The organism is Aerosakkonema sp. BLCC-F183, assembly GCF_041929145.1.
GTDB lineage: Bacteria > Cyanobacteriota > Cyanobacteriia > Cyanobacteriales > Aerosakkonemataceae > Aerosakkonema.
The window spans coordinates 246505-263994 of the sequence record NZ_JBHFNU010000044.1 but is presented as its reverse complement, the minus strand read 5'-3'; the positions used below and the strand labels follow the sequence as shown (position 1 = coordinate 263994).

Here is a 17490-nt window from a genome sequence, read left to right as displayed (position 1 = left end):
CTTCTTTAGAAAGAATTTAGAATCCTTGCTTATAATCTGTACAGGAATCTTTGGATGCCTTAACAGGTTCTTATAGAACCTTAAAAAAACACCTTAGTCAAAGCTATATAATGATGCCTCGGATACTCGTCATCGACGATGACCCCGCTATCTCAGAATTAGTCGCCGTCAATCTGGAAATGGCTGGATACGATGTCAGTCAAGCAGAAGATGGCATAAAAGGTCAGGCTTTGGCGTTGCAAATACAGCCAGACTTGATCATGCTAGACCTGATGCTACCCAAGGTGGATGGCTTTACTGTTTGCCAGCGCCTGCGTCGGGATGAGCGCACCGCCGATATCCCTGTGTTAATGTTGACGGCTTTGGGTCAAACCCAAGATAAGGTAGAAGGCTTAAATGCTGGTGCCGACGATTACATGACCAAGCCGTTTGAAATAGAGGAAATGTTGGCACGAGTGCGAGCTCTACTGCGACGTACCGATCGCATTCCCCAAGCTGCCAAACACGCCGAAATCCTTAACTACGGCCCTCTGACCCTCGTTCCGGAAAGGTTTGAATCGATTTGGTTCGGTCAGACTATCAAACTAACTCATTTAGAATTTGAGCTACTCCACTGCTTACTCCAACGTCACGGTCAAACTGTCTCTCCTAGCGAAATTCTCAAGGAAGTCTGGGGTTATGACCCAGATGATGATATTGAAACTATTCGGGTACATATCCGACACCTGAGAACCAAGATGGAACCAGACCCGCGCCACCCGCGTTACATCAAAACAGTGTACGGTGCTGGTTACTGCTTGGAGTTACCCAGCCGCGAGCAAATGGGGTCGGATACGACTTCATTAAGTGTAGAAGGTGGAAAATCTTGACACTCCCACCGCCAAACCTAAACGGTTGTGGCGGGGGATTTTTGCTTCAGCAAATGCTCTTGCTTAAGTACTGTTCCAGGTTTAAGTATAGGATCGTTTCTTTGCAAGCATTGATTTCGGTATGTCCTACCGTATTTTGATATATGGCTTTTTCAGACTTTTCAGGTATCTAGGATTATGGTTATTTGTACCGCCATTGTGGCTAGTAATGGAAATAGCTGATGTAGGACTGGAAATAAGAGGAAGTCCCCATTCACCAGAAGTTGTGCCTGAGAAATTTATCGCTTGTGCTCGATCTTGTAAACCTAATAATGCAGCGGCGATCGCCAAAAAAAACTTAGATAGCTTAAGTGTATCTTCTAATTGCAATTTCATAATTTTCTTACTCAATAGAAGTAACTTCTTAAAGCTAGTAGATTTACGTAGGGCTTGCCAAACTTGTACTTACGTATTTACTAATTCTTTATTCAATCTTTATCGATATTTCACAAAAGGCTTTTTACAAACACCAGAAACTATTTTTCTTCATAGATTCTTTATTTAAGCTTTATGCAATCTTTATAAAAAACTATGCACAAGACTTTTTGGATATATTTTTAAGCTTATACAGTCCTTTTCAGGTGAATGAGCGACAAAGAAACCCGGTTTCTCGCAAAAACCGGGTTTATGGGCTGTAATTCATAGATATCGGACATTTGGTGCAGTAATATTTGAGGCTGCTGCAAATGTGCTAATCAACTGAAAACTTCTGCATACTGGCTCAACAGTAATTTTGCTAAACGAGCAGCGCAGTTTCCGCAAATATACGCAAATAGAGCCATTTCAGCTGCTTGATGAGCAAGACTGAGATTGCAGCATTTAAATGTTTCGGCTACGACGACGGGTGGCAAAGTAAATTCCCAACAGAGATAAACCAGCCAAAGCAGCAGGCTCAGGAATTGTCTGTTGCGGTGATTCAGGCGTTTCAGGTAATTCAGGCAATTCAGTCGATTCCAGAGCAGTTAGTTTCCCGTACAGGGATGCGTAGGCGACAGTCCCTTCTGGAGAGTTGAACTCGCTGACTAGAGTTTGACCGCCATCTGTAGAAAAGCCGGACAACTCCAGGGTGTAATCGACTCCATCGTACTTGAACGTCTGGCTGGATATTCCAGCCGTGGAAAAACGCAGTTTATCTCCATCTATAACTGGATTGCCGCTGTTGTTGGGCGAGTTGAAGATGTTGAACGAGAAGTCAAAAGTAGTAGAGTTGCTGACAGGATTTGTCAAAGACAAAGTAATGCTGAGAGGAAAGTCGCCGTCGAAAGCATCGTAAACAGAGCCATTCCGGTAACTGAGATTACCAAGATTGAAAAGGCTACCTACACCAGTGTTGAAGCCTATACCATCGTACTGGACATAATTGTTGAATGGGGTACAGGTCGAACAGTTATCGGTTCTACCCCATGACAGACGATTATTTATACCGCCATTCTGACTGGAAATAACCGTACTGGCAGAAGGATTTTCAGGCATTCCCCATTGACCGGAGGATGTGCCTAAGAAGGTAATAGCTTGCGCTTGACTGACAAAACTTACCAGCACAGCAGCGGTGACAGCTGCACCTGATAACCCAAAGTTGGCTCGTGGTGTGGCCATATTTTTAACTTGCCGCACGAGCGGGTTAAATGGGCGAGAATGTAAGGACATAATTCTACTTTTTAGTACTCTGCAAACCCAAGGTACTTAATTTAGGAGCAAGTATTCAACCTTAATTACCGCTATATAGTTAACAAATAAAAGTATTAAAAAATACGGCTACTGTAGAATTTGTACTTATAAACAAACAAAAAAGTAGGGTGCGCGATCGCATACCCTACTGCTATTAGCGGATCTGGCAGTTTCTTAGCCTCCCACCACCAAACTTACCTATTTCTAAGGAGCTAGGGCATTACCCCGCAGCAGACTGCCAATCGTCTTGGCGGTTATTTTCATCTGAATCAAGGGATTTGCTGGCACAACTGTTTTGTATAGGTAGCTGTCAAAGGTCATGCGCTGCACATCTTTATCAGCGCACATTTCCACAAAAGCTTCGCGGGTAGCGTCGGAGCGATAAAATACGGTTTGCAGGATGTCCAGCACTTTGTAAGTGAGGCCGTATTTCTTATCCCAACGTTTCAAGTAAACTTTGAGATCGGCTTCTGTGGGGATGCGGGTGCCACCGTTAGAGAATTCGACGATCGCTTCGGCACACATCCTGGCAGACTTAGCGGCAAAGTAAATACCTTCGCCAGAAGACTTGGTAACAGTACCTGCGGCATCTCCTACCAGCGCGACTCTACCCACAACGCGGCGAGGACGCGGATGTTCTGGAATTGGATGAGCTTCTACTTTAATAATTTCACCGCCGGCCAGTTTCTGGGCAGCACGTTTGCGGATACCTGCTTGCAGATTTTTGATGTCGGCTTTGTTCACCTTCATGGTGCCGGTACCAACAGCAACGTGGTCGTATTTGGGGAAAACCCAAGCGTAGAAGTCGGTGGAAACATCGTTGCCAACGTACATTTCGGCTAGGTCTTCGTAGTAAGCCATTTTGTCTTCCGGGAGGCGAATGCGTTCTTGAAAGGCGATCGCATAATTATAATCCCCAGCATCAATCGCTTTGGCAATGCGCGAATTCGCTCCATCTGCCCCAATCACTACATCAGCTTTCAGGGTTTTCATTGTCCCCTCGGCACTGCCATCCGAGTGATCGGCATAGTGGATGGTATAAGGGTCAGTGTTGTTTGTGGGAATATCCAGTTTATAAACTGTGCCGTTAATCAGATTGGCACCTAACGAAGCAGCGCGATCGCGCAAGAAGCCATCCAGCACCTCGCGGCGGCACATACCAATATATTCTTCTTGTTTGTTTATGTTGATATCGACTTCAACGTTTGAAGGTGAGATCATTTTCATTTTTCTCACCTGCCGATCGATGATGTGTAGAGGCAGATCAAACTCGCCCACCATACACAGGGGTATCGCACCGCCACACGGCTTGGCATTGTCTAGCTTGCGCTCGAACAGATACGTCTCAATTCCAGCTTTGGCGAGCGTTTCAGCGGCTGAGGAGCCCGCTGGGCCTGAACCAACAACAGCAACCCGTATCGTCAAAGGTTTTCTCCCAATCTCATCAACCTACAAGCTGAGATGGTATCACGGAGTCTTGAAAACCCCTACGTTACTCTTATGGATGTGAATAAAATGCAACACACCTTAATATCTCTATAAGGATCTGTATTTGGGTTCAAGAGATTTGTATCTTAGGTTAGATGCACCCAATTGCACAAATGAATGCTGATTGGCTCGATTCCGGAATCCGACAGATCGCTTGCGCTTCGATCGCAGGCTATCAGAAACACATTTCTCCTCGCAAAGGTTTCTCCTGCGCTCACCGATTGCTCTATGGCGGCGAGTCTTGCTCTGAGTATGTGAAACGGACGATCGCCCACAAGGGTTTATGGGATGCTTCGATCGCATCCCGGCAAAGATTTCAGGCTTGTAAAGAAGCTAATCGGATTCTGAGCGCCAGAATAGAAAACTCTGAATCAGAGGATGAAGTCAAACGGGAACAGACCAAAAGAAATAATATCCACAAACAAGATAATTGCCTGACAGACGCTGGCTGGAATTGCGTTGAATGTGGGGCTGAAGGGATAAACTGCGACGGGCTTGTTCCTTGCGATCTACCTAGCTGCGATCTGCCCGATTGCAGCTTTTGCGCCTCTGGGATTGATTGTAGTGCTGTTGGTTGCGGCTCTGGTTTGGATTGCGGTAGTCCTTGCGGTAGTTGCAGTTTTTGATTCTGTTACCGCAATAAACCGCCCAACACCGTCAAAACTTAATTCCCGATCGTGTCAGAGGAAGCTACAAGCTCCCTATCTGAAGATTTGTATACTTTAATATTTAGATTTATTTAATATTTAAGATTTTTATGAGATTCAGGGCATTCTCAATAAAGAAGTTAATATTTCTCTCTCGCCCGATTTACTACGCTCTGAGAACGACTAAGTATGATTAATTTAGCTTACACCACTTCTATCATATCTATTATCCCGATCCCACACCTGCTATCCAAGCAGAAATAGATGCGATCGAATTAGATTAGCTGATGGACGACCTGCCCAAGCTGATGACATCCATGAAAATGGGGATCGAAGGCATTTACCAAATTAGTGTCGCTATCAGAACTTTTTCTCGTGCGGATACTTGTATTAAGGTGCTATTCGATATTCACGAAGGGCTAGAAAGTACGCTATTAATTTTGCGTCATAGGCTGAAAGCAATAGGCGATCGAAATACCCATAAGGTAACAATAGGCGAAGTAGCGATCGACTTCGCTGTTCCATCTCCCATCCCTCATCAAACAACAAATATATTTAGACATCTCCAAAAGTTCTTGTGGGGCAGGCAGGATGCCTGCCCTACAAGAACTTTTGGAGCAGATGTCTATTGCAGAAGCTGAGACATTTTCCTCTTCTGGTGTCAGCCTTTGCAACTTAATCAAGCTGGCTGTGAATCTTTTTGACAAGAAATTCAAAAACCCGCTTATCTTAGGTATTGAGTAAGCTTTATATGAGATAATACTACATAAATTGCATCGGGTAACGGGAGATTCTCTCAATAGAGATGCAATTTTTAAGGTCAAAAGGCGATCGGTCACCCAGGATGTCGGCTTACAAAATGTGGTTTGACTGAGATAACGTTGAAAATGGCGCGTCAGAGAGGTTCTTTTCTGTGGGTATCGTTGTTGAGAATGTATCTAAGCACTTTGGTAGTTTCCAAGCAGTTGACCAAGTTAACCTGGAGGTAAAAAGCGGCACGCTGGTAGCGCTGTTGGGCCCATCCGGGTCGGGTAAGTCAACCCTGCTGCGGTTAATTGCAGGTCTGGAAAAGCCAGATAGCGGCAGAATCTGGATTACTGGTAAGGATGCCACCCATACTAGCGTTCAAGAGCGCCAAATAGGATTCGTGTTTCAGCACTACGCTTTGTTCAAACACATGACTGTGCGTCAGAACATTGCTTTTGGTCTGGAAATCCGCAAAATGCCAAAATCTCAGATCGAAGAGCGGGTGCAGGAACTGCTGGAACTGATCCAGTTGAACAGTCTGGGCGATCGCTACCCCTCCCAGCTATCCGGCGGTCAAAGACAACGGGTCGCCTTAGCAAGGGCCCTAGCAGTCCAACCCCAAGTTCTACTGCTAGACGAACCATTTGGTGCCTTAGATGCCAAAGTCCGTAAAGACCTCCGCGCTTGGTTGCGACGTCTGCATGACGAAGTTCACGTCACCACCGTTTTCGTTACCCACGACCAAGAAGAAGCAATGGAAGTTGCCGACGAAATCGTGATCACCAATAAAGGTAAAATCGAACAGGTAGGCACACCAGCCGAGATTTACGACAACCCAGCCACAGCTTTTGTGATGAGTTTCATCGGCCCGGTGAACGTATTGCCCAGTACATCCCACATTTTCCAACAAAGCGGGATAGAGTCTACCCAGTCAGAAATCTTTTTACGCCCCCACGATATCTTAGTGCAACGAGAGCCAAACGGAAATACAGCTCCTGCCAGAGTCGCTCGCTTGATTAATTTGGGTTGGGAAGTTCAAGCCGAATTAATATTAGATGACGGTCAGGTGGTGACGGCGCATCTGAGCAGAGAACGGTTTAACGAGTTAGAACTGCAACCGCAACAGCGAGTTTACGTCAAACCAAAGGGTGCCAAGTCGTTTCCGCTGTACTATTCCATCTAGATCTCAGTCTCAGCAATAGAGCCTTTTATCCGCAGGGCTAATTCATGTTCGCGGAAGAAATTATTTTTATGTTGGTGGCGTGTAGAAAAATCGTCAAACTTTCTTGCCCCCCTGCTCCGAAAGCCCCCCTGCCCATCAATTTTCTTTGACGACAATGAAGTAGCCCTGCTTTTATCCGGAGTCAAAACTCTGCAATACGTACTCCTTTTTTAGTCGTTGGTTGGTTATATTAAATACCCCTCTTGCAAAAGTACACGTGCGCCCTCAGACTTAAGTCTGGGGCTATACAAACAAAACTTGCCTACGCAGTTTTTGTTCGTGTAACCGCTATTTACAATCGCCAGTATTTTTGCCAGAGGTCTACTGACTGCTGACGGCTGAGAGTTTTTCGGAAAAGAATGGTACTAATGAACTGGTTTCCTGTATCCTCCCAACAATTTCGTTCCTTTGCAAAATTTTTCGGTTTGTTTTGTCTGTGTTTTTTTCTAGTTATCAGTTGCGGGAAACGCCCAACAGCCACTGGGCCAAATACTTCGACCAATACCGGTAATGGCAGCGATCGCCTTACAATAGGCACAACGCTCAAACCCCGCACCCTCGATCCTGCTGACGCATACGAACTCGCAGCTAACAACGTCCTTTACAGCTTGGGCGATCGTCTTTACACTTACAAACTAGGCACTGACGAAATCGTACCGCAACTCGCTACAGCACTTCCCAAAATCAGCAAAGATGGTTTGACTTACACTATCCCATTGCGTCAGGGAGTTGTTTTTCATGATGGCACTCCCTTCAACGCTGAAGCAATGGCTTTCTCTCTAGAACGTTTTATTAAAAACGGTGGCAAACCTTCATCGCTTTTATCGGATATCGTTGCATCTGTAAAAGCGACAGCAGAATACGAACTCACCATTAACTTAAAGAATGCCTTTGCACCGTTTCCATCACTTTTAGCTTTTTCAGGTGTCTGCGCCGTCTCGCCGAAAGCTTACGAAATCGGTACTGGTAAATTCATTCCTACGAAGTTTGTAGGAACAGGCCCTTACAAATTGGTTCAGTTTACCCCCAACTCCATCCGCCTCGATGTTTTTGATAAGTATTGGGGTGAAAAACCAGCCAATCAGGGAATTGATTTTCAGATTCTCAGCAGTTCGGTTAATTTGTATAATTCTGTCACGACAGGTACGGTAGACATTGGCTATCAAAGTCTCGAACCGGAACAGATTGTCGGTTTGCAAGATGGCTCGAAAACTGGCGGATGGCAAGCGATCGAAGCCCAAGGCAATGTGATGAATTATATGGTATTGAATACCAAGCAGAAACCCCTGGATAAACCGGAAGTCAGACAAGCGATCGCTTCTTTGCTAGACCGCAAACTGATTAACCAGCGCGTTCTCAAAAACCAGGGAGAACCTGCTTATAGCATGATCCCTAAAACATTCGATGCCTATAAGCCAACATTTGAACAAGCGTATGGCGATGGCAATATTACCAAAGCTAAAGAACTCCTGACTAAAGCTGGATTTTCTAAAGAAAACCCCCTCAAGTTAGAAGTCTGGTATTCTTCAGGTTCCGCAATTCGCCAACAAGTTGCCACTTTGTTAAGCGAATATGCCAAACAACAACTGGAAGGGATAGTTCAAATTCAACCGCAAACAGTTGAATCGGCAAGTTTCTTCGCCAACATTCGCAAAGGAATTTATCAAAGCGCTTTGTTGGATTGGTATCCGGATTTCACAGACCCAGACAACTACATTCAGCCTTTATTGAGTTGTTCTAAAGGCACAGAAGCGACAGGTTGTCAAGAGGGAGCGAGTCAAAGTCAAGGGTCATTTTATTATAGCGATCGCATGAATCAGCTAATTAAACAACAACGCACCGAACAAGACCCGCAAAAGCGCAAACAAATCTTTGCGGAAATTCAAGACCTCTTAGCCAAAGATGTCCCCCTGATTCCTCTCTGGCAAAGCAAAGACTATGCCTTCGCGAAAAAAGGATTGTCAGGCGTTCAGCTAGATCCAATTCAGCAACTACCTCTTTGGGAAATCAAGAAAGCTTAGATTTGAGACTTTCAAACCAATCTCAAATCTAAAATCTCAAATCTAAAATCGCTATGTCTCGTTCCAAAGCCCTGCAATATTACATTATCTCGCGTCTGCTACTAGCTCCCCTGATGCTGTGGACGATCGTCACTTTAGTGTTTTTGCTATTACGAGCAACTCCAGGCGATCCCGTAGATGCAATGTTTAGCAGTCGCGTACCAGATAGCGTCAAGGAGGAATTTCGTCGCAGCTTAGGATTAGCAGATCCTTTGTGGTGGCAGTACTTTCGGTATATGGAATCGTTACTGCATTTCGACTTAGGCAGTTCCTTCACAATTCCCGGTCAATCTGTTTGGGGAGAAATTCAACTATACTTCCCAGCAACATTGGAATTGGCAGCATTCAGTATGGCGATCGCACTCATCGTAGGCGTTACCTTTGGTGCGATTTCTGCCTCCAATCCCAACAGTTTTTTGGATGTCGGCGGACGTTTGTTTGGGATTGTCACCTACGCCATTCCCCTATTTTGGTTTGGGATGATTCTGCAATTGATTTTCGCCGTGCAGCTGCGCTGGTTTCCCCCTTCCGGACGCGGGCCTTCACCAGAAAACATAACTGGAATATACACGATCGATAGCCTCCTCAGCGGCGACTTCGGTCAGTTACTGACATCCCTGCACCATTTGGCTCTTCCTTGCTTAACGTTAGGTATCCTGATCAGCGGTATTTTCGAGCGCATTGTACGAGTAAATTTGCAGCAAACCCTACAAGCAGATTATGTAGAAGCCGCCAGAGCCAGAGGGATTCCAGAAAAGCGCATTTTATGGTCTCATGCACTCAAAAATGCCTTAATCCCAGTGATTACGATTTTGGGACTTACTTTTGCCTCGATGCTGGGAGGAGCGGTGTTAACTGAGGTGACGTTTTCTTGGGAAGGATTGGGGCGTCGCTTATATCTGGCAATTTCCGAACGAGACTATCCCACAGTACAGGGAATTATGGTATTTTTTGGTGCGATCGTCGTGACTGCCAGCATTTTGATTGACATCATCAACGCCTACATCGACCCACGTATTCGTTACTGAAGGAAGAGGGGGAGCGGGGGATCTAAAAGTCAAAATTCCTCTTCTTCTCTCTCCCTCCTCCCTTTGCCTCTTCCCTCTTCGCTAGCCCCTAGCCCCTAACCCCTAGCCCCTTTCTTTTGACTTTTGACAACTTTCAACCAGCTGCTGGCCAAATGCTACCAACTTTTTCAGTATTATTGAGATTAAAAATTTAAGTTTTTATTGAGAACCGTAGTTTCACATAGATGGCCTATAAAAATTAAGCTAATCTCTATCAATAAGCTTTAAGATTGAGCCATAGTTGAAATTTTTAATCATTAGCATATCAGAGAAAACCCGGATAAATTTATTTAATTAATAAAATCAAATCCTTAAATATACTGGTTCTTTACAAATTAATTCAGCACCCAAATTAGCCAGGGTTAAATCGGAAATTTTGAAGCAATTTTCCGGATGTAGCTTCAAGTACTAGGGAAGAAGATTTAGAGATCTAAATTCCCGGCTTTCATCTGCTCGATCGCTAAAATAATTAAAGGATAAATTATGGCTACTAACCCAATAACTGGTGTACTGGGTCGTAACTTTGGGTATACCAATGACACGACAGGCATAAACGCTTTTAAAGCCGAGTGGCTTACAGCTGCCCAAAATCAAGGCATCCAAATATACGGAACCAGTTTCAACGGTATACAAACCGACTACCTGACAACAACTGCCCAAAACAATCTAAATTTTTCCAACGGTAGTACAGTAAGTTATGGCGACGAATACGGCATGGGAGTCGCCAATGCTTATTACGGTTGGTGGACTGCCACAACCAAAGTGCGGGCGGAAATCAACTATAACCCCAACACCGGACAATCCGAAACACTAACTTACAAATGGGCTCCTAACAAAACAATTCAAGATGCTTTTATTGACCTGAGCTTATTCGTTCCCAAAAGTGCGGAAGGAGCAGGCACCGAAGTCGGTTTCTTACAAGCCTATAAAAATGGCGCTCCGGTGCAGGTGACAGGCGTTCGGATGGTCAATGAGAATACTGTCAGCGGTACTCAGACCTCCATCCAAAACGCTACCAATGGAGTAACTTTCCTCGCCGATGATGGAACTAATGGAGATTTCAAGTTTAAGGTATTTGGAGCTTTTGACGAACTGCGATTTTCCACCAAAGCCTATGCTAACCCAAGCGCTACCCAACCGACCTATACAGATTCTACGGGGACATACATCAGCGATAGTTCTGACTACTTAGTTCAACAAATCAAATATACCGGAACAGAAGAAACGATCGGCTCTCTTCAATTTAGCAATCCTGTCTTCACCGTTAACGAAAACGGCACGCCTGTAGCAGCAGTGACAGTTACTCGCACGGGCGGTAGTTTTGGCGCAGTATCTGGTACAGTTAACCTCAGCAACGGCACCGCTACAGCTCCTGGCGACTACACCAGCACCCCCATCGTCGTCAATTTTGCGGATGGAGATACTGCACCCAAAACTGTCTTGATTCCTATCACTGACGACACCGTAATCGAACCGACAGAAACTATCAACTTAACCTTAACCAATCCGACAAACGGTGCCACGATTGGGACGCAGAATACAGCCACGTTAAACGTTGTAGACAACGATACCAGCCTTCAGTTCAGTCAACCTGTCTTCAGCGTCAACGAAAATGGTACGCCTGTGCTAACTGTGACGGTAACTCGCACTGGCGATACTACCGCAGCAGTTGGTGCCACAGTTAATCTCAGCAATGGCACTGCCACAGCGCCTGGTGACTACACCAACAGTCCTATTACAGTTAATTTTGCCGCTGGGGATAATACGCCCAAGACTATTACTATTCCCGTTGTTGACGACACTCTGGTAGAGGGGAACGAAACTGTCAATTTAACTTTGACTAACCCCACAGGTGGTGCCACCATCGGAGCGCAGGGTACGGCGACCCTAACAATTCTGGACAATGATACGCCTGGGACTATTGAATTTAGCAACCCGCAATATGTTGTTGGCGAAGATGGCACGCCTGTATTAGCTGTTACTCTCAATCGTACTGGGGGTAGTGCGGGAGCAGTTTCAGCGACAGTTAACCTCGCGGACGGCACTGCGATCGGCGGTGCTGCACCCTTGGCATCACCTGAAGATTACGACAATAGCTCAATCGTAGTCAATTGGGCAGATGGAGACACTGCGCCCAAGATTGTGACCATTCCTATTTTAGATGACACACTTGTGGAACTGGACGAGACTGTTAATTTGAGCTTGTCCAACCCCACAGGCGGTGCCACAATCGGGACGCAGAATACGGCTACCCTGACTATTTTGGATAATGACGTAAAGCTAGACAAACCAGTCGTTTTCGTTGCCGCTCTCGATCCCGTCGCTGGCGAACCCGGTCGTTCGGAAGGAAATGGTGCATTTCAGTTCGCACGCACTGGCGGCGATCTCAGCCAAGCCCTCCCCATCCGGTATACTATCACGGGTACGGCTACTGCTGGCTCTGACTATACACCGTTGACTGGTACTGTGACGATCGCTGCCGGTCAGTCCGTTTCTGCTCCTGTCGTCATTACCCCCTTGACTGATAGCGTTAACGAAGCGACGGAATCGGTAGTTGTAACTGTAGCTGAAGACATCGGTTATCAGGTGGGTGGCGCAGACTCAAGCACAGTCAGGATTGTAGATAATAATCCATTAGCGATCGCTCCCGCCGGATCTGGCCCGATCCTTCGTTATAACTCTGGTGGAACTTTCCTGGGTAGTTTCAATAACTTTACTACCGCTGTTGGTGGGTCTGCTGCTAACGACATCTTAGTCGCACAAGCAGGAACTTACACGGAACCGGCTACTGTAACGATCGATAAGGCATTAACTATACGCGGAGCGAACGCAGGTATCAGCCCCAGCAACGGTTCCCTAGTTGCCCCATCTGTTGTTAGTGGGCCTGCGTCCCAACCTGTTTTCACCCTCGCCGCTGGCCTCAGTAATGTCACTATTGAAGGTTTGCAGATTCAAACGAATAGTGAAAACGCGATCCGATTGCAAGGTGCTGGTAGCAATATCGTTGTTCGTCAAAATGAATTTACTGGGCCTGGGGGATTTAATACCGGTGTTGTCTACCTGGATACCAGCGGTGCATCTGGTTCGTCAGCAAGTGTCATCGACAACTTAATTCGCGATGTTACTACTGCTGCCGGCAGCGTTACCAGTGGCGTTCAGGCATTCAGGTTCGACACGGTTACGATTACCGACAATACGATCGCTAACCTCACTGGTCCTGGTGTAGCTGCCGATGCGATTACTGGTATGGCGATAATTAACCATAACACGATTAGCAATATTGCTCAGCAGGGTATTCAGTTGGCTGGCGGTAATGCCACGATCGACAACAACGATATCACCAATGCCAATACCAGCAGCGCTGCTGACCGGGGTGGTATCCGCTTGCGGAGTTCTGGCCTTGTTTCCGGCCTAAATCTGGGAACGGTGGATGTACTCAGCAACAGTATTACTAACTCTTTCAACGGTGTGGCGATCGCAAATGGAACAAGTGTCCCCGCTACTGTCGCTATCAATGACAACAATTTAATCGGTAACACGAATGCTGCTCTCTACCACGGCGGTAGCGGCACGATCGATGCTACCAATAACTGGTGGGATTCTAACACCGGGCCGATTGTGGGCGGCACAGGAGTTAACCACATTGCTGGGGCTGGTGCTGGGCTTGTCACTTACAACCCATTTTCTACCACTCCTATGTAGAAATGGCTAGGCAGCATTAGGGATTAATACTACTCCTGTTGTAGAGACGTTGGCCGCAACGTCTCTACATTTTTTCTCGCATTTGGTGCGGTAATATTTAAGGCCGACACATCTGGAGAAAATACTATAACTTTACTTATTAATTATAAATTTTTACTAAAATTACCGTGTTTTTGCGTAAATTTTACTTAAATACGAGACGCTTAAAAATAGAACTTCAGCATGACTTCATGAATACTTTATGAAAAGTTTATCATAACTTTATCAACCCTTCATTAGGATTTAAATTGCAAGGGTGCTATTACGTAATTTTACGCAAAAATCTGACGAAGGAGAAATGACGTGACCGATTACTCGTACACAGTTAGTAGCAAAGCGATCGCTCCCGATCTCCAGAATTTGGTGGTACAAGATTTACAGCCTAGCCTAATTAACTCAATATTTTCAGCAACTTTTCCACAGAGGCATTGGGGGAAAGGAAAGAAAATAGATGTTTATAGATAAGTTTTCCTTGCTTATCTATAACAAACTGCGCTGGTAGAGGCGCACCCAGCGCTTGACCGACTTGATAGGCGCGAAAAACCGAGCAACTGGAGTCGCTGAGCAAAGGCATTTTCAACCCCAAGTCTTGCACAACTTTTTCGCTTTGCTCCTTGTCGGTGCTAGTAATCATCAAAACTTCAGCACCTCGACTGGTAAACTGCTCGTAGTTTTCATTCAGTGCTTTAATGTGGGGATAGCACAGAGGGCAGTATTGTTTTTCCGTAAATATGCGCGTAAAAGCGATTAAAACAAGTTGCTTTCTTTTGTAATCTGATAAACTTACGGGACGTTTGTGGGTGATATCGGGTAGATCGAATCCTGGCGTTGTTTCTCCCAAATTTATCCCATTACTGGCAGGTATGGGTAAAAAATTGCGGAAGAAGCGCTCATTTAACAAGCCGCTAAAGTCTGTGGAAGTTAACATAATTCAACCAGAAATTCAGCGATTGCCAACAAATTTAAAGTAATTTAAACCCCAACATAACTAGCTTTGAAGTTATTGCCGTTTTGTTGGGGTTTACAATCTACAAAAAAGCCCTTTGCCTAAATTTAAACAGCGGCGGCAAAATAGACTTTCGATTTAACTGGGTCGGGAGTCATTGTCTTGTCACCCGGTTGCCAACCAGCCGGACAAACTTCATCTGGGTGAGATTGGACGTATTGAATAGCCTTTAAGGTTCTCAGGGTTTCTTCAACGCTGCGACCGAACGACAAGTTGTTGATGGTGGCGTGCTGAATAACGCCTTCTTTGTCGATGATAAACAAACCGCGCAAAGCTACTCCAGCTTCCGGATCGAGAACGTTGTAAGCAGCGCTAATTTCTTTTTTGATATCGGAAACCAAGGGATAGTTCAGGTCGCCAACGCCACCGGACTTACGATCGGTTTGAATCCAAGCTAAGTGGGAAAATTCGCTGTCCACAGAAACGCCAAGGATTTCGGTGTTGATAGACTTAAATTCTTCGTAGCGATCGCTAAAGGCTGTGATCTCAGTTGGACAAACAAAGGTAAAGTCGAGCGGATAGAAGAATAAAACTACGTACTTACCGCGATAGTCAGACAGTTTAATCGTCTTGAATTCCTGATCGACCACAGCCGTTGCAGTAAAATCGGGAGCAGGCTGACCAACCCGAAGGCATCCTTCGGCTGCGTAAGTTAAGGGCATGAAGGGATTCTCCTTACTACTAGATAGTTATGCTTTGAGTCGTACACAATAGCAGGTAAGGTAGTTAGAGGCTTACCGACAGGCGCAACGACCGATCGTTTAGGTCGCGACTTCTCGGCTGGCAATATTTAAGGCAGCTTTAGAAGTCACTTTTACGAACTGTTACAAATATATCATACTCATAACGATTTTGAGTAGCAATGGACAATTTGGATACGCGAGAATGGCTGCTGACAAATGGGTTAGGCAGTTTTGCCAGCGGTACGGTTAGCGATGCTCGTACCCGCACTTATCACGGTTGGTTAATAGCATCTCTCGATCCCCCCAGTCGGCGCACCTTATTGCTGTCTCACATAGAGGCGACGCTGGAGGTAGGAGGGCAAGTTTGGGCGCTGGGAACGAATTTTTGGGGAGATGGTACGATCGCACCTTTGGGATACCAGCACCTGCATTCTTTTGCGATCGACCCCGTACCCACATGGATATGGAGTGGAGAGAACTGGCAGCTGACTCGCCAGTTGGTGATGCCTTATGGATTGTTATCTTCAGGGGAGAGCGGGAAAACATCGAATCCTCAGTTTTGCAACCGCACTTTGATACAGTATCGTTATGAAGGTAAAGAGGCAGCCATTTTGAGGTTGCGACCGCTAATTGGCGATCGCGACTTTCACCAGCAGCAATTAGGCGAACCTGGATTCTATTTTTCTCAGTTAGTGATTCAGCGACAAGTCACTCTGCAAGCAAGTAAGCTGGATTGGCTAGGAACGCCTTGGCATCTACGCTGGAGCGATGGAGACTATCAACCGGAGGGCGTCTGGTACTGGAATTATAGCTATCCGGAAGAGAAGCGGCGGGGTTTGGGCGATCGCGAAGACCTCTATAACCCAGGTTACTTAACAATTATGATGCAACCGGGAGCAGTCCTCATCCTGGAAGCAAAAGTGGGATGGCCCGATCCTGGGGCCGATCGACTTAGTGCTTTGGAGTTTGAGCAAGCTGTGCAGGCTCAAGAGGAGAGAGTAGGAGAGTGGGAGAGGGGGAAAGGGGAAAAATTTCTCAATTCTCAATCCCCAAAGCCCAATACTGACGATATTTGGCCTCAGCTACTCAAAGCAGGCGATCGATTTATTGCCTACCGAGCTTCAATTGCGGGCCCGACTGTAATTGCAGGTTATCCGTGGTTTAACGATTGGGGACGGGATACGCTGATTGCTTTACCAGGACTGGCGCTGACAACTCAACGCTTTGATTTGGCGAAAGGATTGCTGCAAACCTTCGGTCGTTACTGTAAATCGGGCTTAATTCCCAATACTTTCCCTGATGCTGGCTCTGAGCCATTTTATAACAGTATCGATGCTGCCCTTTGGTGGATAGAAATACTGGGACTTTACTTAGAAGCAACCCAGGATTGGGATTTTTTGGCCGAGCAATATCCCGTGGTGCGACAGATATACAAAGCCTTCTGTGGCGGTACTATTTACAATATCAATGTTGATGCTACTGATGGGTTGCTTGCTTGGGATGCTGTCGGTGTCGCGCTTACCTGGATGGATGTAGTGATTGACGGTCAACCCATCACACCTCGGCGGGGCAAACCGATCGAAATCAATGCCCTATGGTACTCGGCTTTGTGTTGGGCGACCGAGTGGGCCAATCGTTTGGCAAGGGAAAAGCAAGACAAGCGGGAAAGCTTTCTCAAACAAGCGGAACGCTACACCCTGCAAGCAGAACAGGTTAAGGTATCGCTCAAACAGTTTTGGAATCCGGAAACCGGCTATTTTTACGATACGATCGAGCCGGATGGACGCCCCAATGCCCAGATTCGCCCGAATGCTGTTGTAGCCCTGTCTCTACATCATTGCGGATTTACGGAGGAGCGAGCTCGTCAGGTGTTGCGGGTGGCACGCGATCGTCTTTTAACTCCTTACGGTTTACGCAGTCTCGATCCCTCCGATCCAGATTATATCGGGCGTTATGGTGGCGATCGCATTCACCGCGATCGTGCCTACCATCAGGGTACGGTTTGGAGTTGGCTGATTGGGCCTTTTATTAGAGCTTGGCAACGCTTTTATCCAGATGCGCCACTACCCTTCGATTGGCAACTTCTACGGGAACACTTTCAAAACGAGGCTTGTTTGGGTTCGATTTCGGAAATTTTTGACGGCGATATTCCCCATTCTGCCCAAGGAGCCTTCGCACAAGCTTGGTCAGTAGCGGAAATAATCCGTCACTGGTATGACCGAAAGTGATTCTATATCCGCCCCTTCAGGGCGG

Annotated in this window: 13 protein-coding genes; 8 read left to right on the top strand and 5 right to left on the bottom strand. The window is 46.1% G+C overall.

All coding sequences use genetic code 11. The features are described from left to right. Positions 1-113 precede the first annotated feature (113 nt). Positions 114-869 (top strand): response regulator transcription factor, encoded by a 756-nt coding sequence (locus ACE1CD_RS12495; protein ID WP_190474130.1) that lies wholly within the window; start codon positions 114-116, stop codon positions 867-869. Between the two features lie 126 nt (positions 870-995). On the opposite strand, the gene ACE1CD_RS12490 is transcribed toward ACE1CD_RS12495, so the two are convergent. From ACE1CD_RS12490 to chlP, 3 genes are all read right to left on the bottom strand, one after another. Next, positions 996-1244, bottom strand: coding sequence for a hypothetical protein (locus ACE1CD_RS12490; RefSeq protein ID WP_374796249.1), 249 nt, complete (start codon positions 1242-1244; stop codon positions 996-998). A 483-nt stretch (positions 1245-1727) separates the two neighbouring features. Further along, positions 1728-2504 carry a choice-of-anchor K domain-containing protein gene (locus ACE1CD_RS12485; RefSeq protein ID WP_374796263.1) on the bottom strand — a complete coding sequence of 259 codons (777 nt, stop codon included), beginning with the start codon at positions 2502-2504 and terminating at the stop codon, positions 1728-1730. 276 nt (positions 2505-2780) lie between these two features. Then, the gene (gene chlP, locus ACE1CD_RS12480; RefSeq protein WP_374796248.1) at positions 2781-4001 is read right to left on the bottom strand and encodes a geranylgeranyl reductase; all 1221 of its coding nucleotides are present in this window, start codon (positions 3999-4001) and stop codon (positions 2781-2783) included. A gap of 158 nt (positions 4002-4159) precedes the next feature. Here chlP and yidD point away from each other — a divergent pair, with 158 nt between their 5' ends. From yidD to ACE1CD_RS12450, 6 genes are all read left to right on the top strand, one after another. Then, positions 4160-4690: a membrane protein insertion efficiency factor YidD gene (gene yidD, locus ACE1CD_RS12475; RefSeq protein WP_374824409.1), complete on the top strand. Its 531-nt coding sequence runs from the start codon at positions 4160-4162 to the stop codon at positions 4688-4690. Positions 4691-4998: 308 nt separating this feature from the next. Then, positions 4999-5352 carry a hypothetical protein gene (locus ACE1CD_RS12470; protein WP_374796246.1) on the top strand — a complete coding sequence of 118 codons (354 nt, stop codon included), beginning with the start codon at positions 4999-5001 and terminating at the stop codon, positions 5350-5352. A gap of 272 nt (positions 5353-5624) precedes the next feature. Next, positions 5625-6641: a sulfate/molybdate ABC transporter ATP-binding protein gene (locus tag ACE1CD_RS12465; protein ID WP_374796245.1), complete on the top strand. Its 1017-nt coding sequence runs from the start codon at positions 5625-5627 to the stop codon at positions 6639-6641. Positions 6642-7039: 398 nt separating this feature from the next. Beyond that, positions 7040-8701, top strand: coding sequence for an ABC transporter substrate-binding protein (locus ACE1CD_RS12460; protein WP_374824406.1), 1662 nt, complete (start codon positions 7040-7042; stop codon positions 8699-8701). A gap of 53 nt (positions 8702-8754) precedes the next feature. Beyond that, complete coding sequence (locus ACE1CD_RS12455) at positions 8755-9768, top strand: ABC transporter permease (RefSeq protein ID WP_374796243.1); 1014 nt, start codon at positions 8755-8757, stop codon at positions 9766-9768. A gap of 522 nt (positions 9769-10290) precedes the next feature. Next, positions 10291-13509, top strand: a complete 3219-nt coding sequence (locus ACE1CD_RS12450; RefSeq protein ID WP_374824403.1) for a beta strand repeat-containing protein — start codon at positions 10291-10293, stop codon at positions 13507-13509. Between the two features lie 430 nt (positions 13510-13939). Here the strand turns inward: ACE1CD_RS12450 and ACE1CD_RS12445 are convergent, their stop codons facing one another. Continuing rightward, positions 13940-14476: a peroxiredoxin family protein gene (locus ACE1CD_RS12445; protein WP_374796045.1), complete on the bottom strand. Its 537-nt coding sequence runs from the start codon at positions 14474-14476 to the stop codon at positions 13940-13942. Between the two features lie 125 nt (positions 14477-14601). Beyond that, positions 14602-15216 (bottom strand): peroxiredoxin, encoded by a 615-nt coding sequence (locus tag ACE1CD_RS12440; protein ID WP_190473856.1) that lies wholly within the window; start codon positions 15214-15216, stop codon positions 14602-14604. Positions 15217-15416: 200 nt separating this feature from the next. Here ACE1CD_RS12440 and ACE1CD_RS12435 point away from each other — a divergent pair, with 200 nt between their 5' ends. After that, positions 15417-17465 carry an amylo-alpha-1,6-glucosidase gene (locus ACE1CD_RS12435; RefSeq protein ID WP_374824400.1) on the top strand — a complete coding sequence of 683 codons (2049 nt, stop codon included), beginning with the start codon at positions 15417-15419 and terminating at the stop codon, positions 17463-17465. Positions 17466-17490 lie beyond the last annotated feature (25 nt).